Here is a 24,246-nt window from a genome sequence, read left to right on the forward strand (position 1 = left end):
GTGACTCACCTACGTTGTACGCTTTGTTGCGTTTTAGGCCATTTCAATCCACACCCTCGCACGAGAAGTGACGTTTTCCAGTCCGCCGTCAACGACGGCCTCAATGATTTCAATCCACACCCTCGCACGAGAAGTGACTTGTCGGCGTATAGATACCTACATCGACCGGCCAATTTCAATCCACACCCTCGCACGAGAAGTGACTCCTGCTCGCCATAGCGGATATGGGTCTGCGCAAGATTTCAATCCACACCCTCGCACGAGAAGTGACCTGTTTTCCCTCAAGGTGTTGCAAGCCGCCGAACATTTCAATCCACACCCTCGCACGAGAAGTGACAAGCGATACCACAGTAGTTACAAACAATCCATTTGATTTCAATCCACACCCTCGCACGAGAAGTGACACAATGTCTGGTCAGTACCCTTGTACGAATCATAAATTTCAATCCACACCCTCGCACGAGAAGTGACGAGGGCCACGGCTGACCTTACCCTGCAATTCAACGAATTTCAATCCACACCCTCGCACGAGAAGTGACTGTCGTCCCTGCCCTTGCCGGATTAGCGTCCGGATTTCAATCCACACCCTCGCACGAGAAGTGACACCGGAAAATACGGTCCGTCTGGGACGCCGAGCAGATTTCAATCCACACCCTCGCACGAGAAGTGACTGCTACATTTAGTATACTACAAAAACAACCTCAGCAAATATAGGCATCAATAACTATACTTAGTAATTTATACCGCTTTTTCGCATCACCAAACAGCATCTTTCTATGTATATTAGTGCGGAACCAAAGGAAAAATGCCGCATGCTTCTGGTTCGCACAAGCTGCATGATGATGTTTTCCTCTATCCGTATGGCTATCTTTATTATACCAGATGAATCCTTTCTACCGTTCATCTCATTATGATCGACATTGTCCCACATCTCGCTAAATCCGACAGCATTTTATCCTCCCCCATTTCCCCGCGTCTCGGCCAAACGAATTTGACATTTTGTCCTTTCCGTGCTATAGTGCAAATTAAGTATTCGTATAGAGGAGGTATATTTCATGAAAGTTGTGTTATTAAACGGCAGCCGCCGTGAAGCGGGCTGCACGTATACAGCCTTATCCGTCGTCGCCGATGTCCTGAAGGAAAACGGCGTCGACGCAGAAATTATTCATGCCGTACCGACAGACGATGTCGTCAAAGCCGTTGCTGAAAAAGTTAAGGAAGCCGACGGATTAGTCGTCGGTTCGCCCGTGTATTGGGCTTCTCCGTCGGGAGAAATTATTTCCTTTATGGATAAGCTGGCCGGCGCGGCTGGTTCTGCTCTGATCCACAAACCGGCTGCCGCTGTCGCATCGGCTCGCCGGGCTGGCACGACAGCTACGCTGGACGTACTGAATAAGTACTTCGCCTATCATCAGATGCCCATCGTTTCGTCCAACTACTGGAACGTCGTTCACGGCAACACGCCTGACGAAGTGAAGCAGGATGCCGAAGGCATGCAGATCATGCGCGTCTTAGGCCGCAACATGGCTTGGCTCCTCAAATGCATCGAAGCCGGCAAAACCGCCGGCATTACAGCTCCTGAAACAGAAGCTAAGGTCATGACCAATTTCATTCGGTAAATTGCCCGCAAAAAAGACTGGCTTGCTCTGCGCAGGTCAGTCTTTTATCGTATAATCAACAGGGTCCTTTCGTCTTCTCTTACCCATTGACAGGCCTATGCATCATACCGTACCATGAACATATATGCTTCGTTTTTTCATACCGCATCAAAGGAGGATGTATCATGGGATTTTTTAGTGAAATGATGGGCAATGCGTCGGAAATAGATATTGATGAAATCCGCGAGGACTACGCCAAGTTTCTGGCGTCAGGCGAGCGCATTGAGCACGCCTACCGGCTGATTCGCGATTTGTTCATCTTTACGGATAAGCGGCTCATTCTTGTCGACGTGCAGGGATTGACCGGAAAAAAGACGGAATACCTCTCGATTCCCTATAAGAGTATTACTCACTTTAGTATCGAGACAGCCGGCCACTTCGATTTAGACGCCGAGCTGAAAATCTGGATTTCCGGCATGGGCACGGAGCCGTTGTGCAAGCGGTTCAACAAGAGCCTGAACATCTATGCGCTGCAACAACTACTGGCGCAATACATTTTAATCTGATACGTGCAAAGAGGCCTGATCGCAGCAGGCCTCTGTTTCCTATGGGCGCATTTCAGCAATTTCCCGTATACACATGGGACAAATACGTTCCGGCAATATCCCTCAGGCGATATACGGTTTCTACCTTCGTCGGCCCCCGGTCGGTCATGCGGTACTGCGGGAAAAAGCGGGTAACGTGAAGGGGAATAGCCGCGTCCAGCGACGCAATCCACTTCGCTTCGGCTTCCATTTCGTCTTCGCCGTCGTTTTCACCGGGAACGATCAGCGTCGTCAGCTCAACGTGGCAGTCCCGGGCCGCTCTGGCGATAAACGCCTTGACCGTTTCCAGATTTCCGCCCAGCTTCTGGTAATACTCGTCGGTAAATCCCTTCAAGTCGATGTTCATAGCGTCTATATAGGGCAGCAGCTCTTCCAGTATGAGCAGTTCGGCAAAACCATTAGTCACCATGACGTTCTTCATGCCCCGCTCATGAACCAGCCGCGCCGTGTTGCGGACAAATTCATAGCCTACGAGAGGCTCGTTGTACGTAAAGGCGATACCCATATTTCCGTGGCTTCGGTACGCCTCGGCCAAGGCCGCCAGCTGTACCGGCGTAATCTCCCGCCAGGGAACGTCGGCCTGGCCGGCCATGGAGATTTCGTGGTTTTGGCAAAACGGGCAGGATAAATTGCAGCCGAAGGTGCCGACGGAAAGGATCATGCTGCCGGGATAAAACCGGCGCAAGGGCTTCTTCTCGACGGGGTCCAGCATGAGAGACGTAATCTTGCCGTAATTGACGCTGACAATACGGTTTTGTTCTCTCTTCCGGGCCCGGCAGCGGCCGTACTGGCCTTCAGCCAACGTGCAGTGATGGGGACAGACGGGACAGTGAAGCAGGCCTTCTCCCCGCGCTCTTTGGGACAGCGTAGTGTTCGTCATCAATAGTGTCTCACCACCTCGAACCGTTCCAGCTGTACGTCCTCGTCGGCGGCGATGCCGGCTTTGCGCTTGGCAATGGCCACCTGTTCCTGTACCGTATCAACGCCCTCCAGATTGGGCAGGAGCAGCCCTCTCCGGCTGCCTTTAGTCACGATGACGCCATACCGCTGCACATCCAGATCTTCTTCCGAGGCGATGCTTTCAGCAGGGTTAAGCACGTCGACGCTGTATTCCAGCCGGTCTAATTCATTTTCCCTTACAGCATGAAATCGCGGGTCCTTCGTCGACGCGCTGACGGCATTTTCGATGATTTCCTCAGCAATGCTGTTTCGTACCGGCCCAATCGTGCCGATACAGCCCCGCAGGGCTCCTTCTTCCTTCAGGGAAACGAATACGCCGGCCCGGTTGGCATACATTTCGTCAGGAAGTCCGTCAGGCACGCTGATTTTTTTGCCCGTCCGTATGTACGTTTCTATGGTCTGCCGTGCCAGGCGCACGTACGCGTCTTCCGCCTCTTTCCGCCGGGCAGCCTGCGCGCAGACTCGTTCTTCATACTGACGCAGGAAATCGCGCTGCGGCGCAGCCCCTTCCGTTTCATACACGCAGACGCCGTAGCCTACGCCGAAAGGCCCTTCATAAGACAGGCTTTCGGCTTTGACAGCCAGACAATCTAAGGCGCCGGCCATGATGACGAAGGAGCGCTGACCGCATTCCGCCGCCTTGGCGCAAAACTCCTCGGACAAATCGAAAAGACGGCCAAAGTCGCCCCTTCCCATGATGTCCATGATTTCCGCGTCGTATACAGGCCCTTCGGCCTGAAAACCGTACGGGCCGTCGTCTTTGAGCTTATGGGATAAATCGCCGCTGGCGATGACCGCAATGCGCCGCTCTAATAGCTCCGCCGTTTTTTGAATGCACTGGCCCAGCTTATAGTGCTGGGAAAAAGGCAGGCCCGACAGGCCGATGCGCACCGTTTGGTACCCTTCGTAATACTGATTCAGGAACCAAAGGGGAATCATCGTCCCGTGATCCAGACTGCTGTCCCGTTCGCCAAGGGTACCGGCCGAAACGCCGCATCCTGCCGCCTTGCGGGACAGCATATCGACAAATTCTGCATCATACTGCACTTTGATTTCTACCTGGGGAGCCCGGAAGGCCCCGAAATTCCCCTGCGCCCCGCGGCCCGGAGAAATATGAAAATAATCGGCATACATGACCGAATGAGGCGACAGGACGACGACTGTATCGGGCTTCCACGATGCCAGCCTCTTGGCCGCTTCATGATATGCCTGTATCGTCGCCTGAATCCCCCGTTCCTGTCCTCGCCCGACCTCTGGAATAATGAGGGGCGGATGGGGAACCATGATTGCACCTAACATTGCCATACTACATCCCTCCCTGCAACATTCTTGCCGTATACAATCGTCATATACAGCAAGACTTTTTTTATTTTATTATAATCCACAACACGGCCAGTCTACAACTGCCGCCCGACTGCAACGCAAAAAAGAGCCTGCGTTTCCACAAGCTCTCTGTCGATTTCCTTATAAACCGTTCGTATACACATCGTTGATCACTGCCTGCGCCCGTTCCGTTTCCTTCTTCCGAATCAGACGGTCCCTGTCGCTGACAATAGCCAACATCTCGTCGACGACCATTTCCAGACTCGGCTCGCTGACCCGATATAAATAACCGATCATCCGCGTCGCTGTAAAATCCGTGTTCAGCGTATGATAGGCAATTTCCTGACAAAAGGGCTGGGGATATCCCTTGCTCAGCAAGAGCTCGTATAATTCATCAGTCTTTGTCGCCATGAGCCGCCTCCACTTTCTCAAAACGGTATTTCTGCGACGCTGCGGGATACTTGTCATGATCTACTTCGCTCATAAACATGGCGTACGGCCGGGCGCATATCTTAAAGGGCGCATATAAGGCCTGATACACGACGAGCCGCTCGCCCGTCTCCGTATGTTGGGCAAAGGCCAGTACCTTGTACAAATATTCCGATGTGTCGGCCGGTACCCATTCTCTCTTGAAATGGCGCACGATGTCGCCAGCGCGGATATCCCGTACTGGCACATCCTCTTCCGGCGGTTCCGGCTCTGCCGTAACCTCTATATAGTCGCCGCGGCGCAGGGAAACGGTTTTTCCCGACGCAGTAACGATCGCCACGCCTTCGTCCTCCACAGCAGCAACGTCAAAGATGTCGCCAAAGGCATAACCGGCGCCAGCTTCTATGTATTTCTGTATAATTTTAATCTTCCCCATAGTTCATTCCTTTCAATGAAAATATAACGACCCGCTCCCGCTCGTTATTCCCTTCCAAGTCGCGGCAATCGATTTCATCGAACACCGTCAGCTCGTCGGCAGCCAGCAAATAGGCCATATACTCATCGGAGGGGTAATAGAAAAACAGCAGTATGTCCCGCGGCGCGGCATAATACGACGCCAGAATACGGCTCATGGCTTTCTGCAAAATTTGCAGGGAAAAGGGGTTGAAAAAATAAATACGGTCTACCTTCTCCGGCACGGCAAAGTGCTCGGCATTAGCCAAGACAAAGGACACCCGTCCCGAAGCAGCACCCGATTTTATATTATCCATAGCCTTTTCGTAAATCCGCTCGTCGTACTCGACACCAATAGAATGACAACGTGTCTGCCAAGACAGGAAGAAATCGACGCGCCCCTTGCCGCAGCCGTAATCGAGAAGGGTATTGCCCTTGCGGATATAACCGGCATTAGCCAGCCGCTCCAGTACCGAATAGGGCGTCGGCTCATAGGGGTAGCGGTACACGTCGGCGTGGGTATCATCCCGCCCCGTCGTCTTAATCTGCAATAGTTTATCCCATTCACTATCGGTCATCGTCAAATCAATATCCCTTCCAAGTGGTCCAGCTCATGCTGGCAAATCTGAGCCGGTAGGCCGCGCAGTTTCTGCCGCCGCTTCTTCCAGCTCATATCGTAAAATTCCACTTCGATATACTCATACCGCGTCGTCTTGCGGACGCCGTCCAACGACAGACACCCCTCTTCTGCCTCATAGGGTCCTTCCTTCTTCAGCACGACGGGATTAAACATAACGATATCGGCCGAGCCCATATGAACGACGATAATGGCCTTCTTCACGCCGATCATATTCGCCGCCATGCCTACGCACCGCTCGCGATTCGCCTGCAGCGTATCCAATAAATCCCGGCCAACAGCCATATCGGCTTTAACAGCCCGTTCAGCTTTCTGACTTAAAAACAACATGTCTTTTACGATTGGTTTAATCATGTGTGTTTTGTCCTAACTCTCATTATTTCATAAGTCCATTCTGAGTAAGATATTCCATAAAACTCCAAATAATATGTTGATTTCTATGTTCTATATCGACTCCCGTAAAATCTGTCGCTGTCTTTGATAATTTAAGGAGTTCTATATTTTTAGTACCTTCTTTGCGCTGATTTCTGTTGTTTATATAGCCTTGATAATATTTAATTTTATCTTCAAACCGATAATCAGATGCCCGAATGTTAATTCTTCTTTCTAAAATAGCTTTATTTCCAAGCGATTCGAGAAGCTCTGGTTTTTCCAAGCTTTTTTCTTTAGTCTGCCTATTTTTAGCATAGATATGCTCAATTTCAAACACTGTTTCTGAAGAAAGTAATTCTTGCCCTTCTTGTTGGAAACACCACCAAGCTAACATCGCTTTCGTAATAGCACGATTATTGCCAAAACGATAATTTAAAAAAGCTCTTTTCACATGGTCTCGATCAAACATATATCCTCTAAACTCAATAGTTTTATGCTTTACAATATTTATCATTTCCGCATATATTGGAGCACGTAATGCATTAACACCTGGATTGGTTATCGCATACGCCCAAACGAAAGCGATAGTCTGGTTTAAAAAAGTATATAAGTCTTCATCATTTAACTCTCCGTCAGAATTTCTATTAGCCATATAATATACAGACAGGAAATAGGTCCACATTCCATTAGGAGCATAATTCAAAATAAACAACTGGCAAAGGACCTGTGTAGAAAAACGATCTGCATTCTGCGCAATCACGTCTTTCCAGAAATTTGCAAGATCAATTATGTTTTCTAACGTCTGGTCATTTTTTAATAAAGCATATCCATCACGCTCATAAAATTTTCGCAGCGCTTCTGTCGTTGATGATTTATTTTCTTGCAGCGCCCTTTCATAGTACATATACCGTGTAAACAACTCATCCATAGGCGTACCTCTGAGCGGATGAAAAATACTATTACATAGCGTTTCCAATGCTTTCCACTTTTTTATAAAATCATCTTTCTTTCCTTTATTCGCATAATATTTATAAAATTGCGCTTTAAAAATATCTGCATCGGATAAAGGTAATCCTCTATCATTTAACGTTGAAAAAATGCGCAACGCCGTATCTTGTGATTCTGCTTCAATAGGAAGCAATATGCAGTTATTTAAAATACGAATGGGTAAAAAAGAAAAATAACTAGGGTAACTCTTCAAAAATTCACTGATTTTCACTTGAAAAAATTTAAAATTAGCAGCATATCTGCTGTGTTTTCCTTCAGCATCTCCTTCGATAAGAATATATAAAAATTCATTTTTTTCATCGTCTGTCGCTACTTCTGAATTAATTTTCAACGCATTCTTATCAGGATCTCCAAACTCATCTGTTTTCCATATGCATTGCTCTATAAGTTTGCTTGTTTTTATAGCTCGGTCATCTTGCATATGCCCATAAATGGCATAAAATGCTCGAAGCAAAAGCATCAGTGTAGTTAATCTCTGTTGTCCGTCAATAATTTCCTGCTTACCTTCTTCATTTTTGAAAGTAACAATTGGTCCAAGAAAATATTCGTCATTATCACTATCAAATTTATCGCAATCATTCTCAGGAAATGCAAACGCAAAAATATCGTCCCATAAAGTCTGACATTCCTTTTCTCCCCAAGCATAAGGTCTCTGATAGTCAGGAATCAAAAAGTCCGCTTTTTTATCAGCAAATAAATCCTTTATAGTTTTTTGATCTATATTCAATTTCGACATATATTTATTAACACCCTTTCTTATCAATTTAATCAGACAGTTTAATGAATATATTATCATTATAAGTTAATTTACTTCTTACTTCAATATAAACGCTTTTTTATACTGAAGCATTATTCAAACATTACCTAAGTCCTACTTCTTTAAATAGCCTAAAATATGGTTTGACATAAACCGTTCAAGGCAAATAAATATCAAGTAAATCTAACCTATGTTCAAAATAGTTTATTATATTTGATTAAAAAATTTAGTCAATCACGATTTACTAAATCATAAACCACTTCACATTTCACAGCACGCAAAAGAAAGCAGCCCTCATACTATAACATGGAGCTGCTTTCTTTTGCTGATATATTCTATTCTCTGGACAGCCAGTCCTGGAATTCTTCTTCGGTGATGATATGGGTTCCTAACTGACGGGCTTTTTCGTATTTACTGCCGGGATCGGCGCCGATGACGACGAGGGTCGTCTTTTTCGTAACCGACGAGGTACATTTGCCGCCGCGGGATTCTACGGCTTGTTCCGCTTCCTTCCGGGTCATGGTCTGGAGCTTGCCGGTCAGGACGACGATTTCTCCGTCGAAGGATGTGTTGATGAGCTGGCGTTTTTCCGCGGTCATGTCGACGCCGTACGACGCGAGCTTGCCGACGAGGATGCGGTTCTTTTCGTCGCTAAAGTAGGCAACGACGCTTTCAGCAATGCGCGGGCCGATTTCATCAATAGCCGTCAAGTCGTCTGCCGACGCGGCCATGAGTGCCTCGACGGAGCCGAAGCATTCAGCCAGAATGCGACCGGCTTTGGCGCCGACGAAGCGGATACCCAGGGCGAAGAGGACCCGGGCCAGGCCGACGGATTTGCTGGCCTCAATGGCTTTAAGCAGGTTGTCTGCTGATTTTTCACCGAAGCCTTCGAGCTCGACGAGATCTTCTTTTTTCAGCGTGTAAATATCGGATACGTCGTGAATCAAGTGGTTCTGCAGCAGCTGCTGCACGATGGCGTCGCCTAAACCGTCGATGTTCATGGCGTTGCGCGACACGAAGTGGGCGATTTTCTCACCGACGACAGCCGGGCAATCAGGATTGATGCAGCGCGTCGCCGCTTCCCCCTCCTTGCGCACGACGGGGCCGCCGCAGCTCGGACAGGTGCTGGGCATGACGAATTCCCGTTCGGAGCCGTCCCGGTCTGATACGACGGCCCGGACGACTTCAGGAATGATTTCGCCGGCCTTCTGGATGATGACCGTATCGCCGATGCGTATATCCTTTTCCTTGATGTAATCCTCATTGTGCAGCGTCGCCCGCTTGACCGTCGTGCCGGCCAAGTGAACGGGCTGGAGATCTGCCGCCGGCGTCAGGACGCCTGTACGGCCGAGGGAAACGGAAATTCCCAGCACCTTGGTCTTCGCTTGTTCCGGCGGGAATTTATATGCAATGGCCCAGCGGGGAATCTTGACGGTATTGCCCAGCCGTTCCTGCTGGGCGAAGGAATTGACCTTGACAACCATGCCGTCTGTCGCGTAGGGCAAGGTATCGCGCTTTTCATCCCAGCTGTGAATATAGGCGATGACTTCTTCCATGGTTTTGCATTTGCAGTATTCCGGATTGACCTGGAAGCGGAAGGCCTTTAGGTCTGCAAGCAGCTCTTCCTGGCTGTGGATTTCCACGCCGACGTTGCCGCCCAGGGCATAGGCGAAGAACGCCAGCTTGCGCTGAGCCGTAATGCGCGGATCGAGCTGGCGCAGCGAGCCGGCCGCGGCGTTGCGGGGATTGGCAAAGGGCTCCAGCTCGTCGTCGCGGCGCTGGGCATTGAGCTGAGCGAAGGACTCGATGGGCATGTACACTTCGCCGCGGATTTCAATATGGGGCGAATCGTTGTCGATGCGCAGCGGAATCGTCCGGATGGTACGGACGTTGTTCGTAATGTCTTCGCCGACCCGTCCGTCGCCGCGGGTGACGCCGCGGACAAACTGGCCGTACTCGTAAATGAGGTTGACTGCCAGCCCGTCGATTTTCAGCTCGACGACGTATTCCAGCGCTTCGCCGCCTAAATCATTGCGGACGCGCTGGTCAAATTCCATGAGCTCGGCGTCGTTGAACACGTCGCCTAAGCTGAGCATGGGCTGGTCGTGCGTGTATTTTTCAAAGCCGCCGGAAATCTTCGATCCGACGCGCTGTGTCGGCGAATCGGGCGTCACCCATTCGGGATGGGCCTTTTCAATCGTTTCCAATTCGCGGTACATCATGTCGTACTCGTAGTCTGTTACAGTCGGTTTATCCAAGGTATAATACTGATAGCTCAGTTCATCAATTATGTGACGCAGCTCTAAGAGACGTGCTTTTTGCTTTACATCATCCATACGTGCCTCCTGTAAAAATATGCGCAGCTATTTCAAGTTGCTGGCCTGGTCTATATCCGTTTCGATTTCAAAGGCGCTGTCCTCGCCGGAACGGGCAACGGCCAGCAGATGGCAGAGACGCTGGTGCTTCGACCGCTCGATAAACTGGTGGGCGATCATGTCGGGAATCGTCGCGCCCAAGGCGATGGCCAGGATAATCATAAAGGCCTGAACGCCGCTTTGTATGGCCGTGAGCAGCCCCTGCGGGTCCAGGGAGGGAATATAAAAAATGCCGATGAGCAGGCGGTACATGAAGACGCCCGGAATCATGGGAATGACGGCCGGGACGGTTACGACGGACCTGGGGGTGCGAAGGCGGCCGGCAAGCTTGAAACCGACGATGCTGATGAGGGCTGCCCCCCAAAAGGAGGCCCAAGCCATAGGAACGTCAAAGCCAATCGCCAGGATATTCCGCGTGCCGACGGCCATGACGGCGCCGATGCCGGCGACGGGCAGCAGGCGCGGCGGGATATTGAAGATAACGGAAAACCCCATGGCCGCCAGCGCTGCGGCGATAGCTTGAGAGCCATAGATGCTGTCAGGTACGATGTCGTACGTCGAATAGGCCGGAATCTGACACAGGCTGATGGCCCCGACGATGCCGAAGGTCATGGCCAGGACGACGAGCATCGTGTTCATGGCCCGGGTCATGCCCGATACGATATAATTGTTCATGAGGTCGTCAAAGGAATTGATGATGGGTACGCCCGGCACGAGAAACAGCATGCAGGCGATCATGGGAAACCACGGCGTATCCGATCCCGGCAGGACCTGCGTCCAATAGGCCGCCGCCGTCGCGATACACGCCGACGCAGCGATGCTGATGTAGGGATTGACGCCGAAGCGGTTGCAGCCGTGGCGCACCCAGAATCCGATACAGGCTGCCAGAGCCGTATAGGCAAAGGCGATCCAGTCGCAGCCAAATAGTTTGCAGAACCCGCCGCAGGCAATACCCGCTGCCAGCGACGTCGCCCACTGGGGATAATGGCGCTGCATGCTTTTTTCCTTCATGGCTTCCAAATCGGCCTTAAAAGTCCCCGTTTCATATTTCTGTTCTAAGGCCCGCCAGGACAGCTGGCTGACGTCGGCAATCGTCGTCATGTTGATGCCGTGAATGCGGCATTTCCGAAACACCGTATACGACTTCTTCTCGCTGTCGTAATTGGCCATAATCGTCGTATAGGTCATGTGGAAGTTCAAATGCTTCCAATGCAGCCCTAAATAGGCCGCCGCCCGCAGCATATCCCTGACGATGCTCTTCGAATCGCCGCCGCTCTCCATGAGCAGCTGGCCGATATCCAGCACCATTTCCATTTTATCCTTAATCGTAGCTTGTCTGGCCGAACAAATGTCGATAGACGACATGGCCGTTTCCAAGCCCTTGGTCATAGTCTGTCTCCTCGCTTCCTGCTAAGCCTTTTCCAGCGGCGCGTACTTGACGACGACCTGCCGGACGCCTTTTGTCGGAAATTGTATCTTCATCTGCATGTTCTGCCCTTCGCCGATGACTTCCAGGACGGTGCCAACGCCCCAAATCTTATGGCGCACCTTGTCCCCGGCAGCAAAGGACGTGTCGACGGCATGCTTTTTCGGCAGCGTCGTCGCCACGGGCTTGGACAGAATCGATACGCGCTGCCGCCCCGGCACGGACGCCGGCTGCTGAGGCATAGCCGTCTTGCGGCGGAATTCTTCTATGAGCTCCGCTGGGATTTCGTTTAAGAAACGGCTCGGCAAATACGCCGATATGCGGCCGTACATCGTCCGCGTCGAAGCGTTGGTCACGTACAACTGCCGTTCGGCCCGCGTAATGCCGACGTAAGCCAGGCGGCGCTCTTCTTCTACCTGCGACGAATCCATGAGGGTGCGGCTGTGCGGGAACAGTCCTTCATCGAGGCCGACGAGGAAGACGACGGGGAATTCCAGCCCCTTTGCGGCATGCAGCGTCATGAGCGTCACCTTGGACTCGCTGCCCTCAAATTCGTCGACGTCGCTGACCAGGGCGATATTTTCCAGAAAATCCTGCAAATTCCCCTGAGGATTGGAATCCATGTAATCCTTGGCGACGGAAAGGAACTCGCCGACATTTTCTTTGCGGCTTTCACCCTGCACGTCGTGTTCAGCGTCTTTATCAAGCATGGCCCCGTAGCCGGACTGCTTGATGGTCTCTTCGATAAGGGTCTGTACGTCCCATTCGTCGACGTGATTGAGCAGCTCGAAGATCATGACGGAAAACTCTTCCAGCGACGTTCTGGCCCGTTTCGTAATGGCCGGGATATCGTCTGTCGACGACAAGGCTTCAAAGAGGGAAATGCCGTTCTGCTCGGCGTAGTCGGCCAGATGTTCTATCGTCGTCGCGCCGATATTTCGCTTCGGCACGTTGATAACCCGCATGAGGCTCAGGCTGTCTTCGGGGTTGTACAGCAGGCGCAGGTAAGCGATGACGTCTTTAATTTCCTTGCGGTCGTAGAACTTCGTCCCGCCGACCATCGTGTAAGGAATGGCGTAGCGCATGAGCTTCTCTTCCAGCACGCGGGACTGGGAGTTGGTACGGAATAAAATCGCCATGTCGCCGTAGGGCTCATTTCCGATTTCGTGGCGGTTGTAAATGACGCCGGCGACGTAATCAGCTTCGTCATGCTCCGTCTGGGCATGGTAATGGATGATTTTATTGCCTGCCGGATTTTCCGTCCACAGCACCTTCTTCGGCCGGCTTTCGTTGTTGTCGATGACGGCGTTGGCGGCGTTCAAAATGGTCTTCGTCGAGCGGTAGTTCTGTTCCAGCTTGATAGACGCCGCGTCGGGATAGTCCCGCGTAAAGTCGATGATATTGCGGATGTCCGCACCGCGCCAGGCGTAAATGCTTTGGTCCGCGTCGCCGACGACACAGATGTTGCGCCATTTCTGGGCCAGCAACTTCGTCAGCGTGTACTGGGCGTGGTTCGTATCCTGGTATTCGTCGACGAGGATATACTGAAAGCGGTTCTGGTATTTTTCCCGCACGTCTTCGCATTCCTGCAGCAGGCGCACGGCCAGGCGCAGCAGGTCGTCGAAATCCATGGCGTTGTTTTCCTTCAGCTTCTTTTCATACAGCGTATATACCTCGGCGACTTTCTGGGCGTAGAAATCATCGGCCCGGCCGGTAAATTCATAGGCGTCCATCAGGGCGTTCTTCGCCGACGAAATCGTCCCCAGGACGGACCGGGGCGGAAACTGCTTGTCGTCCAGATTGACCTGCTTCAGGCAGTCCTTAATGAGCGTCATCTGGTCCGTCGTATCGTAAATCGTAAAATTGCGGGTATAGCCGAAGCGGCCGTCGATTTCAAAGCGCAGCAATTTAGCGCAGAACGAATGGAAGGTGCTGATCCACATGCTTTCCGCCCGCGGGCCGACCAGCTTTTCCACTCGTTCCCGCATTTCCTTCGCCGCCTTGTTAGTGAAGGTAATCGCCAGGATGGCATAGGGCGACACGCCCTTCTCCAGCAGGTAGGCGATGCGGCAGGTCAGTACCTTCGTCTTCCCCGACCCGGCGCCGGCCGTGATGAGCAGCGGCCCTTCGGTCAGCTGCACCGCCTCGCGCTGCCGGTCGTTCAATGTATCTAAAATAGGATTCATACAAACTCCTTGCCATAATCAGTAAAAAAGCCTCACCGGGAAGATGAGGCTTTGGTTCATATACGGTAACCGCTTATTTCAAGGCTGCCAAAATCTGCGGAACGATCTGCTTCTTGCGGCTCATGACGCCGGGCAGGTATACTTCCTTGTCGAGGACGTCCTTGGCAAAAGCCTTGCCTACGACGGCGTCCATGTTGCCGGCGAAAATGAGGTTCGTCGATTCGTCGATAATGCTCGTAATCATGAGGAACGAAGCGGCATAGTTTTTAGCCGAACGCATTTTTTCCAGGGCGTTGAGAAGGACCTGCTTCTGTTCGAGCAAATCCGTCGTGTCCATGACCTGTACCTGGGAAATCGTAAAGGTTACGCTGCCGTCGGAGAATTCCTTCATGTCGTTCTGGGCAATCTGATCCGGCGTCAAATCGGATACGTTGGCGCCGGCTTTCAGCATGTCCATGCCGTAAGCCTGCAGGTCTACGCCGGCAATAGCGGCTAGCTTTTCAGCCGTTTCCCGATCCTGCTGGGTGCAGGTCGGCGAGCGGAACAATACGGTGTCGGAAATAACGGCCGACAGGAGCAGGCCGGCGATTTCCTTCGGAATGGCGATGTTTGCCTGTTCGTACAGGGACGTTACGATCGTAGCCGTGCAGCCGACGGGCTGGAACAAAATGAAAATCGGGCCTTCCGTCGCCAAGGTGCCGCCGATGCGGTGATGGTCTACGACGCTGATGATTTCAGCTTCGTCGATGCCGTCGATGATCTGCTTCTTTTCGTTGTGGTCGACGAGCATGACTTTTCTCTTTTCTACGGCGGCTACGCAGTCTGCGCAGACCATGCCGACGTACTTGCCGTCGTCGACGACGACGTAGCGGCCTTCAGCCGGAACGTCATGGCCGTTGTCCGACGTGCTGAATATCGTAGCGGCGTCCTGCACCAGGCTCTTTACCGTGCTCAGTTCTTCGCCCAATACAGTCTTGACGAATTCGCCGGCTAAGCTGGACTTATACAATACGCCGACAAAATTGCCGTTTTCCGCAACAGGCGCTACGTCGCTGTCGTGATCGGCAAACCATTTCGCCGCGTCCTTCAGGCTGGCGCTGTACGGCAGAGCTTCGACGTCCTTGCGGACCGCTTCGCCGACCTTTACGTAAAAATCTTTGACCAGGGGCTGCGCTTCTACGTGGAAGTAATCCAGGGCGTAAGCCGTTTCTTTATTGATGTCACCGGCGCGGACAGCGACTGCGTCGACGCCTTTTAATTGCTGTAATTTTGCAAATGCAATGGAAGAACAAATCGAATCCGTATCCGGATTTTTATGTCCTGTAACAAAAATCTGTTTTGCCACAATACATCACCTCATTCATAATTATGACTTTCATTAGATTGGCACTCAATATATTATATCATATGCCGGACGCGGTATCTAGTAAAAAAACAAGGACTGGAATATATCCAATCCTTGTTTTATGTGTTCTTGCTTGGGAATTACCGACGTTCGCGAATACGGGCAGCTTTGCCTGTCAGACCGCGGAGGTAGTTCAGTTTTGCACGGCGAACGATACCGCGGCGAACGACTTCGATTTTAGCCAGACGCGGGGAATGTACCAGGAAAGTACGTTCTACGCCTACGCCATAGGAAATGCGGCGAACGGTGAAGGTTTCGCGGACACCGCCGTTCTGACGGCCGATGACGACGCCTTCAAAAATCTGGATACGTTCGCGGTTACCTTCGACAACCTTTACATGAACCTTGACGGTGTCGCCAGGGCGGAATGCAGGAATGTCGCTGCGAAGCTGTTCTTGTTCAAGTACGCTGATAATATTCATCTTTTTTTCCTCCTATAAGACATTCGTGTTCCCCGTTGCCGCCCAACACACGACAATCGTAAAACGAACAGAGGACTGCCTAAATTAACGAAAATAATTATAGCATGTTACACAGGGCATTTCAAGAAAGGCCTTCGCTTTTCTGTTATTCTGATTTCGCATGTACATGTTCTATTTTATCATGGGCCGCCCGGCCTAATTTCCCCTCCGACAAGGCCAGCCCCAGCAAGGTCAGGGCCGTGCCGGCGACGGTCATCGTCGTAACCGGTTCCCGGAGGACGACAGCCGACGTGGCCACCGTGACGACGGGCAGCAAATAAATGTAGACGCTGGTCTTCACAGCCCCCAGGATCGCCACGGCGCTGCTCCAGGTAACGAAGCACAAGGCCGACGCCCCCAGCCCCAAGAACAGGAGGTTGAAGATGACGATCCCGTCGGCAAAGCGGGCCGGCGCCCATTGAAAGTCAAAGAGATATAAGGCCGGAATCATCCACAATATGCCGTAGAAAAAGGTCCGCCGCGTCGTCAAGAGGACGGGATAGTCAAAACGGCTGATCTTCTTAATTAAAATGGAATAGCAGGCCCATACGACGGCGGCCAGCACGGCCAGCATGTCGCCCAGCGGGTTGAGCTCCATCGCCGAGCCGTTGAAGCTGATCAGGCAGATACCGGCGATGGCCAGAAAAAATCCAATGAAAAACTGCGGCGTCAGGGGCTTCTCCGATTTGATGAATACAGCCGCCAGCATGGCCGTAAAAAAGGGCGATACGGAACAAATGACGCCGACGTTCGACGCCATCGTATAGGTCAGGGCGATGTTTTCCAATAAATAATACAAACAGATTCCCGTAAATCCCGCGGCGGCAAAGGTCGCCTCTTCCCGCCATCCCGACATGTGAAACCACCGGGGAAAGCAGCACCACAGCACGGTATAGGCCATGACAAAGCGGAAGAATAAAATTTCTACAGGCTGAAAATCAGCCAGCAGGACCTTCGTCGATATAAAGGTAGTCCCCCAAATAAATACGGTCAGCAGCGCCGCTATATGGCCTTTTGTCGCAGAATGTGCCACGTCCAGTCTCCTCTCTTCTTCCCTTGCAGGCGCGCAAAAAAGTGCAGGCGCACAAAAAAGGGCACGCCCTCTTCTGTTTCAGGCATGCCCGTTTACGCGCTTCCGCGCCCTGTTACATCTTTACGCCGTTCGGCACAAAGCTGCGCGTCATGTGGGAAATGATCTTGTCGTATTTATCTTTCTTTTCTGTCGGATATACGACGGAAAAGGCCGTGTAGGTCTGATTCTTTTCGTTTAAGAACAATTCATGATAATACGATTTCGCGCCGTCCGTCCAGGCGATGGCATAGCTGTTTTTCGTGCGCACGTTCATGGTCAGCTCAGGCGAGCCGTTGACGCCGATATCCATGTTGCATAATTCGTCGATGGAGAAATTCAGGGCATTTTTCGCCGCGTAAGTCATAAACAAGGCGTCGTCCTTCGGATCCTGGAAATAGCAGCCGTCGCCGCCTTCGTTCATATCGGCCTGGGTAGCCGATTTCGGGATATCGACGACGTAGCCGTACATGCTGTTGTAATATTGATAGTAGTCGCCGTCTTTGGCTTTATATACTAATACTTCCGCATAGCTGTCTCTATTTGAGCTCTTAATCGTCATGGTGTCGGCGGCAAACGACGTCGAACCGGCCACGCATGCGATACCCGCCAGTACTAAGGCGATTTTTTTCATATTCATAAGCAGTCACTCCTTTACGCCAAGCTTATTTTCATAAGGCAATAGCAGATGCGGGAATAGACCGCACCTGCTATGTATTATATCACATATAAATTTTAAAACACAAGGAAGGACGCTCGTCCATGCCTAATTGTAAAGAAGCTGTGACAATAGCCTTACGACAGCTTCTTGATGTCGCCGATGGGGCTGATGAGGCTGTACGTCAAGGTCAGCAGGTGGATGCGGTTTTCCTTTACGGCCGCATTTTCATGCATGACGAGGACGTTGTCGAGGAAATCGTTGATAGCGCCGATGCCTTCGGACAGGATATCAGCCGCAGCGGCGTAATCGTAAACGGCGTACGCCTGGGCCAATCCCGATTCCATAGCCTGGCAGGCGGCGTACAGCGCCTTTTCTTCGTCCGTTTCAAACAAGGAAACGTCGACAGTCGTGTCTTCCGCATCCTTGATCATGTTGCCTACGCGGGTAAAGGCCTGGAGCAGTTCCGTCTTGCCCATGAGGTCGGCGTCGATGAGGGCCTGGGCGCGGCGGGCGCCTTGGCAGCGTTGAGCGTATCGTCGCTGAGGACACAGTCGATGATATGGTAATCCACACCCTTGTCCTGGAAGATGTTTTTCAGGCGCAGGACGAAGTAATCGTTGAGCTGGCCCATAACTTCCATCTGCTTGTCCTTATCCACCTGGAGAAGGTCGAGGACGAAGGCGAATACTTCATGGCAGTTCAGGTTCCAGCCGGCATCCATGAGAATATTCAGGACACCGATGGTCTGACGGCGCAGCGCGAAGGGGTCCTGGGAGCCCGTCGGGATGAAGCCCCGGCTGAACATGCCCGTAATAGTGTCGAATTTATCGGCCAGGCCGAGAACCTTGCCCATATCGGTCTGCGGCAGTTCGTCGCCGGCAAAGCGCGGCTGGTATTGTTCCGTAAGGGCTTCGGCGACATCTTCCCCTTCGCCGTCGATCATGGCGTATTCCTTGCCCATGACACCCTGTAGTTCCGTAAATTCCATGACCATCTGCGTAGCCAGGTCGGCCTTAGCCAGCAGGGACGCCCGCTTCAAGGCTTCGTCGGACAAGCCGAGGTCTAATTTCTGATTGAGGAACACCGTAATCTGTTCCAGGCGCAGGGCCTTATCGTACAGCGTGCCGAGGCCGTCCTGGAAGACTATTTTCTTTAATTTTTCTACGTAATCGACGAGCTTGTGCTTCTTGTCTTCTTCAAAGAAGAACTTGGCGTCGTCGAGGCGGGCTCGGAGTACCCGTTCGTTGCCGTGCTGCACCATTTCCAGATGATAGTCGTCGCCGTTGCGGACTGTCAGGAACAGGTTCATGAGCTTGCCGTCCTTGTCGCGCATGGGGAAATACCGCTGGTGGTCCTTCATCGGTGTGATGATCGCCGCTTCGGGCAGCTTCAGGTAATCTTCGTCAAATTCGCCGCACAAGGCCGTCGGATATTCGACGAGGAAAATGACTTCTTCCAGCAGGTCGTCGTCCATGATGATCGTGCCGCCTTTTTCATCGGCCAGTTTCTGCAGCCCTGCTAAAATGAGTTCTTTTCGTTCTTCCGGGTCGACGATGATGAAATGTTCCTTCGCCGTGCTTTCATAAGCGGCCATGGAAGGAATTTCGAAATCGCCTGTGCCGAGGAAGCGGTGTCCGCGGCTTATCCGGCCGGATTTGACGCCGGCTAATTCAAAGGGAACGACGTCGTCGCCGAAGAGGGCCACAATCCAGCGGATCGGGCGGACAAAATGGAAATCCAGAGAGCCCCAGTGCATGCTCTTGGGGAAGCCCAATCCCGTAATAATGCCGGTCAAAATATCAGGCAAGAGGCCCGCCGTTTCCGCGCCGATGCTGGTAACGTTGGCGTAGACGTAGCCGTCTTCTACGACCAGGTCTTCTACGGCGATTTTCTGGCCCCGGGCAAAGCCCATGGCGGCCTTCGTCGGATTGCCGTCGCTGTCGTAAGCGATTTTGACGGACGGCCCTTTGTTCTTAGACGAAATATCGGCCTGCTTTTCCGCGACGCCCTTGACGAGGAGGGCTACGCGGCGCGGCGTTCCGACGGCGCGGATATCTTCATAGGCGATGTTCGCTTTATTCAATTTGTCAGCAGCCAGCTGCTGTACCTGCGAGAGGATGCTCGGCATATAATGAGCCGGGATTTCTTCGGTGCCGATTTCAAGTAATACGTCTTTGCTCATTTAGTTTTCCTCCTTTTTCAACATGGGGAAGCCCAGTTTTTCCCGCTGTTCCAAATAGGCCTTGGCGCAGGCCCGGGCCATGTTGCGGACCCGGCCGATAAAGGCGGCCCGTTCGCTGACGCTGATAGCGCCGCGGGCGTCGAGCAGGTTAAACGTATGGGAACATTTCAGCACGTAGTCGTAGGCCGGGATGACGAAGCCGGCCTTGATGACCCGCATCGCTTCTTTTTCATACTGATCGAAGAGGTGGAACAGCAAATCGGAGTCGCTCAATTCAAAGGAATACGTCGACTGTTCCACTTCGTTCTGATGGAAAATATCGCCGTACGTCACGTCGTCGTTCCACTTCAAATCGTAGACGTTTTCTACGCCCTGAATGTACATGGCCAGACGTTCCATGCCGTACGTAATTTCCGACGAGACCGGAGCGACGTCGATGCCGCCTACCTGCTGGAAGTATGTAAACTGCGTGATTTCCATGCCGTCGAGCCAGACTTCCCAGCCGAGGCCCCAGGCGCCTAAAGTCGGCGATTCCCAGTTGTCTTCGACAAAGCGGATATCGTGTTCCTTCGGGTTGATGCCTAAGGTTTCCAGGCTCTTTAAATACAGCTCCTGGATGTTGTCCGGCGAAGGCTTGCAGATGACCTGGAACTGATGGTGCTGGTACAAGCGGTTCGGGTTGTCTCCGTAGCGGCCGTCGGCAGGACGGCGGGACGGTTCTACGTAGGCGACGTGCCACGGTTCGGGACCGAGCGTCCGCAGAAACGTAGCCGGATTCATGGTGCCTGCCCCTTTTTCTACATCATAGGGTTCATAAATGATGCAGCCTTGGGAGGACCAAAATTCTTTCAAAGCAGAAATCATATCCTGAAAATTCATTCGTTTTCCCTCCTAATAATACAAAAAGTCCCTGTAACATCGTGAAATGTTACAGGGACGAGTATCCATTACCCGCGGTTCCACCCTGGTTGGTCGAAAGACCCGCTTCATTTGCCGGCCATACGCATCACCTGCCGGTGACTTCCTGCCGCGGCCTTCGGAGCGCCTTCAGCACCAAACGATAAGCTCACACCTTCCTTATCTCGCTGGCGTCGTGCTTACTTCCTCTCCTGCATCGCCGTACTTCATGCCAATTATCATAGCATAAAAGTACAAAAAGGGCAAGCAGAAATCCATCTCCTCCTGGCGGCCCCACTTACCGGCGGCGGTCCTCCTTGTCGTCGTCAATAGGTTTTACGTCGATGGTCATGCCCTTATGGCGGAATCGTTCTTCCCGCATGGCCGCTTCATAGCCGCGGCGGTAGGCGTCGTCATCAGAAGTATTTTTTTTGCCTCTGAACTTGCGCCACAAGTGAGAAATAAGGGATACGATGACCAGCAGCAGGATGATATTGAACATGACGCCGAGGATGTCGGCCATAAAGCCCATGTTCCCCCAGCCGAACAGGCTGCTCAGCATACTGCCTAAAAACATGCCGCCGGCCAAGAGGCCGATATTGCGCATGGCGCTGCCCCAGCCCGACGATTGGTTCGTCCGGGTCTGCGTATTCGTGCGGGCATTGGCCTGCTGCGCGTTTTGGCGAGTCTGCTGATTGGTCTGATTATTCGTCGCTCTGTTCGTCGTGTTGTTTCGGACGGTCCCCTTCGATCCCGACGGCAAGGCTTTGGGAGCCGACACGCGCACGCCGCCGCGGGCGGCAAAGACCGGCGTCGAAACGACAGGCGCGGCCGCGGCAATGACCAGTCCGGCCAAACATACGACAGCAATTTTCTTTAATTTCATAGTACACTCTCCATTTCAATATCTAGGCATTACTATATTACAATACTGTATATATTATATTACACTAAAAACGCAAAAAAGAGCAAGGCGAAAACTTGCTCCTCTTATGTAAAATCCATATACGCCGCCGCGAAAGCTATGTATTGGATTATATTAATCGAATTAAATTGGGGAAAATAAACCGACGATTGCCGGTTTATTTCAATTTCTGATTCTGACACGTACCGCTGACGAGGTCGTACAAATTGACGCCGGAAAAATACGCCGTCAGCTGTTCCTGCAGCTGCCCGAAAGACGTATGAAGGCCGCAGTCGCCGCCGTTGCGTTCGCGGTACGGGCACACAAACCCTTCGTCCAGACAGTTGCTGAGCATATTTTCCCTGTCCATGACCTGAATCAAATCCATCAACGTAATATCATGCAGATTCTTTACCAGCCGGCAGCCGCCCTGGGCTCCGCGGATAATTTCGATGTATCCGGCCCGTTCCATTTTCTTGGAAATTTTATATGCAAACTGCCGCGGTATGAGCTGTTCATCGCTGATTTCCCGGATGTTTTTCAGCCGCAGGTTAATTAAAGAACGTAAAATTCTTACAGCATAATCAGTTTCTCTTGTAATGATCACGTTGAATCCCCTTTTACTTTGATGTAATTCTTTTCTTACGTTTACCCGTTTTAATGCAGCGCAGATTCGCCTTCTTTCCTTGCAATCCACTTCAATAGTACTTTATATAGTTACTATTATACTAAATTCTTCATTATTTTTCATCATTTTTTTTACAAAATAATTGTCCTTTTGACACTCCCTTCATGTGTCTCCCCCTATGGCCGCAGCCGGCAGCCGCAAACGAAAGCCGCCTCTTGCACGGCCGATAAAAACCTTATATAATTATTACCAGTTGTATTTTAGGTTTATTGTATAAATGAGGTGGAATATGTCTTTAGTTGACGAAGTAAATAATCGCCGTACCTTTGCCATCATCTCTCATCCCGACGCTGGCAAGACGACGCTTACGGAAAAATTGTTACTGTACGGAGGCGCGATTCATTTAGCCGGATCGGTCAAAGCGAGAAAGACGGCTAAGCACGCCGTATCCGACTGGATGGAAATCGAAAAGCAGCGCGGCATTTCCGTCACCAGTTCGGTCCTGCAGTTTGATTACGAAGGCCATCACATCAACATACTCGACACGCCGGGCCATCAGGACTTCAGCGAAGACACGTACCGCACCCTTATGGCAGCCGACAGCGCCGTCATGCTCATCGACGTGGCAAAGGGCGTCGAAGCGCAGACGAAAAAGCTGTTCCGCGTCTGTAAGGACAGAGGCATCCCTATTTTTACCTTTGTCAATAAAATCGACCATTTCGGACGAAATCCCTTCGACCTGATGGACGAAATCGAAAACATCCTCGGCATCCACGCCTACCCCATGAACTGGCCTATCGGCATCAACGGCAACTACGAAGGCATTTACGACCGGGAATCGGCCTCCATCGAGCTGTTTGAAAAGGACACGTCTCACGGCCAGCGCAAACTGGCTTCGACGAAAGGTTCTGCCGACGACCCCATTTTCAAGGACCTCCTCGACGAAGAAATTCACCAGTCCCTGATAGACGACATCGAGCTCCTTGACGCGGCCGGCGACAGATTCGACATGGAAAAAGTGAAAAAGGGCCAGCTGACACCTATGTTCTTCGGCTCGGCCATGACCAATTTCGGCGTCAAGCCCTTCCTGGAAAAATTCCTGGAAATGGCGCCTAAACCCCAGCCCCGCAAGTGCCTGGAAGGCGTAGTCGACCCCGAATCGGAGCAGTTTACGTCCTTCGTCTTCAAGATCCAGGCCAACATGAATCCCCAGCACCACGACCGGGTCGTATTCATGCGCATCTGCTCGGGCAAATTTGAAAAGGGCATGTCCGTCACGCACCGCCAGTCAGGCAAGACGCTGCGCCTCATGCAGCCTCAGCAGTTCCTGGCGACGGAGAGGACGATTATCGACGACGCTTACCCCGGCGATATCATCGGCGTATTCGACAACGGCACTATGGGCGTCGGCGATACCCTCTATGCCGGAAAGCAAAAGGTCACCTTCAAGGATTTCCCGACCTTCCCGCCGGAGCTGTTCGCCCGCATCCGTGCTAAGGACTCGATGAAGCGCAAGCAATTCCTTAAGGGCATGACCCAGTTGGCTCAGGAAGGGGCCGTCCAGATTTATGAAAATCTCGGCTCCATGGAAAGCTACATCGTCGGCGCCGTCGGGAAATTGCAGTTTGAAGTACTGGAATACCGCCTTAAGCACGAATACGGCGTAGACTTGGAAATGAACATGCTTCCCTTCACGGTCGCCCGCTGGCTCCAGCTGAACGGCCACGAATACAGGGAGCTGAAAAACGTCGACAGCGCCATGCTGGTCAAGGACCACAAGCAGCGATTGGTCCTGCTCATCGCCAACGAATGGCAGACCAACTGGATCTGCGAGCGCAATCCGGACATTACGTTCTGCACGACGCCGGATGAGCTGGCCCTCGATGACGACGAAGAATAATAAATAATAT

At 51.8% G+C, this 24,246-nt stretch carries 20 protein-coding genes, 1 pseudogene and 1 CRISPR repeat array (1 of these 22 only partly in view); of the genes and pseudogenes, 3 read left to right on the forward strand and 18 right to left on the reverse strand.

Features of this window, described 5'->3' with window-relative positions; genetic code table 11:
* Positions 1–671: a CRISPR direct-repeat array (repeat unit 32 nt; unit sequence ATTTCAATCCACACCCTCGCACGAGAAGTGAC) (it extends 361 nt beyond the left edge of the window).
* A 384-nt stretch (positions 672–1,055) separates the two neighbouring features.
* Both CJ260_RS01655 and CJ260_RS01660 read left to right on the forward strand, forming a co-directional pair.
* A complete protein-coding gene (locus tag CJ260_RS01655) occupies positions 1,056–1,619 on the forward strand; it encodes a flavodoxin family protein (protein WP_095628916.1) in 564 nt (187 codons plus the stop codon).
* A 164-nt stretch (positions 1,620–1,783) separates the two neighbouring features.
* A complete protein-coding gene (locus CJ260_RS01660) occupies positions 1,784–2,164 on the forward strand; it encodes a PH domain-containing protein (RefSeq protein WP_095628917.1) in 381 nt (126 codons plus the stop codon).
* Positions 2,165–2,216: 52 nt separating this feature from the next.
* Here the strand turns inward: CJ260_RS01660 and amrS are convergent, their stop codons facing one another.
* The 18 genes and pseudogenes from amrS to CJ260_RS01750 form a co-directional block, all read right to left on the reverse strand.
* On the reverse strand, positions 2,217–3,083 hold the full coding sequence (gene amrS / locus CJ260_RS01665) for an AmmeMemoRadiSam system radical SAM enzyme (RefSeq protein WP_095628918.1): 867 nt from the start codon (positions 3,081–3,083) through the stop codon (positions 2,217–2,219).
* Entirely contained in the window at positions 3,083–4,468 is a 1,386-nt protein-coding gene (gene amrA, locus CJ260_RS01670; protein WP_095628919.1) for an AmmeMemoRadiSam system protein A, read from the reverse strand. The genes amrS and amrA overlap by 1 nt, the downstream gene beginning before the upstream one ends.
* Before the next feature lie 159 nt (positions 4,469–4,627).
* Positions 4,628–4,897, reverse strand: coding sequence for a hypothetical protein (locus tag CJ260_RS01675; RefSeq protein WP_095628920.1), 270 nt, complete (start codon positions 4,895–4,897; stop codon positions 4,628–4,630).
* Positions 4,881–5,351 (reverse strand): DUF1653 domain-containing protein, encoded by a 471-nt coding sequence (locus CJ260_RS13390; protein ID WP_095628921.1) that lies wholly within the window; start codon positions 5,349–5,351, stop codon positions 4,881–4,883. Before CJ260_RS13390 ends, CJ260_RS01675 begins: the two co-directional genes overlap by 17 nt.
* Positions 5,338–5,946, reverse strand: coding sequence for a methyltransferase domain-containing protein (locus CJ260_RS01685; protein ID WP_095628950.1), 609 nt, complete (start codon positions 5,944–5,946; stop codon positions 5,338–5,340). The genes CJ260_RS13390 and CJ260_RS01685 overlap by 14 nt, the downstream gene beginning before the upstream one ends.
* A 2-nt stretch (positions 5,947–5,948) precedes the next feature.
* Positions 5,949–6,359: a peptide deformylase gene (locus CJ260_RS01690; protein ID WP_095628922.1), complete on the reverse strand. Its 411-nt coding sequence runs from the start codon at positions 6,357–6,359 to the stop codon at positions 5,949–5,951.
* 22 nt (positions 6,360–6,381) lie between these two features.
* Positions 6,382–8,112, reverse strand: coding sequence for a DUF262 domain-containing protein (locus CJ260_RS01695; RefSeq protein WP_233127854.1), 1,731 nt, complete (start codon positions 8,110–8,112; stop codon positions 6,382–6,384).
* A 365-nt stretch (positions 8,113–8,477) separates the two neighbouring features.
* Positions 8,478–10,478: an NAD-dependent DNA ligase LigA gene (gene ligA / locus CJ260_RS01700; RefSeq protein WP_095628923.1), complete on the reverse strand. Its 2,001-nt coding sequence runs from the start codon at positions 10,476–10,478 to the stop codon at positions 8,478–8,480.
* Between the two features lie 27 nt (positions 10,479–10,505).
* Complete coding sequence (locus CJ260_RS01705; RefSeq protein ID WP_095628924.1) at positions 10,506–11,906, reverse strand: threonine/serine exporter ThrE family protein; 1,401 nt, start codon at positions 11,904–11,906, stop codon at positions 10,506–10,508.
* Between the two features lie 21 nt (positions 11,907–11,927).
* The gene (gene pcrA / locus CJ260_RS01710; RefSeq protein WP_095628925.1) at positions 11,928–14,129 is read right to left on the reverse strand and encodes a DNA helicase PcrA; all 2,202 of its coding nucleotides are present in this window, start codon (positions 14,127–14,129) and stop codon (positions 11,928–11,930) included.
* Between the two features lie 73 nt (positions 14,130–14,202).
* The gene (locus CJ260_RS01715; protein WP_095628926.1) at positions 14,203–15,474 is read right to left on the reverse strand and encodes a manganese-dependent inorganic pyrophosphatase; all 1,272 of its coding nucleotides are present in this window, start codon (positions 15,472–15,474) and stop codon (positions 14,203–14,205) included.
* Between the two features lie 140 nt (positions 15,475–15,614).
* Positions 15,615–15,956: a 50S ribosomal protein L19 gene (gene rplS / locus CJ260_RS01720; RefSeq protein ID WP_087477012.1), complete on the reverse strand. Its 342-nt coding sequence runs from the start codon at positions 15,954–15,956 to the stop codon at positions 15,615–15,617.
* A gap of 145 nt (positions 15,957–16,101) precedes the next feature.
* On the reverse strand, positions 16,102–17,028 hold the full coding sequence (locus tag CJ260_RS01725; protein WP_095628927.1) for a DMT family transporter: 927 nt from the start codon (positions 17,026–17,028) through the stop codon (positions 16,102–16,104).
* A 112-nt stretch (positions 17,029–17,140) separates the two neighbouring features.
* Positions 17,141–17,704: a hypothetical protein gene (locus tag CJ260_RS01730; RefSeq protein WP_095628928.1), complete on the reverse strand. Its 564-nt coding sequence runs from the start codon at positions 17,702–17,704 to the stop codon at positions 17,141–17,143.
* Positions 17,705–17,859: 155 nt separating this feature from the next.
* Positions 17,860–19,907, reverse strand: a pseudogene (gene glyS / locus CJ260_RS01735) (glycine--tRNA ligase subunit beta).
* Positions 19,908–20,786, reverse strand: a complete 879-nt coding sequence (gene glyQ, locus CJ260_RS01740; protein ID WP_087477016.1) for a glycine--tRNA ligase subunit alpha — start codon at positions 20,784–20,786, stop codon at positions 19,908–19,910. It lies immediately after the preceding pseudogene.
* A gap of 316 nt (positions 20,787–21,102) precedes the next feature.
* Positions 21,103–21,690 carry a hypothetical protein gene (locus CJ260_RS01745; RefSeq protein WP_095628929.1) on the reverse strand — a complete coding sequence of 196 codons (588 nt, stop codon included), beginning with the start codon at positions 21,688–21,690 and terminating at the stop codon, positions 21,103–21,105.
* Between the two features lie 196 nt (positions 21,691–21,886).
* Positions 21,887–22,315, reverse strand: coding sequence for an Rrf2 family transcriptional regulator (locus tag CJ260_RS01750; RefSeq protein ID WP_087477018.1), 429 nt, complete (start codon positions 22,313–22,315; stop codon positions 21,887–21,889).
* 310 nt (positions 22,316–22,625) lie between these two features.
* On the opposite strand from CJ260_RS01750, the gene CJ260_RS01755 reads away from it, so the two are divergent.
* On the forward strand, positions 22,626–24,236 hold the full coding sequence (locus CJ260_RS01755) for a peptide chain release factor 3 (protein ID WP_095628930.1): 1,611 nt from the start codon (positions 22,626–22,628) through the stop codon (positions 24,234–24,236).
* Positions 24,237–24,246 lie beyond the last annotated feature (10 nt).

The sequence above is a fragment of the Megasphaera sp. ASD88 genome, assembly GCF_002287425.1.
In the GTDB taxonomy this organism is placed as follows: domain Bacteria; phylum Bacillota; class Negativicutes; order Veillonellales; family Megasphaeraceae; genus Megasphaera; species Megasphaera stantonii.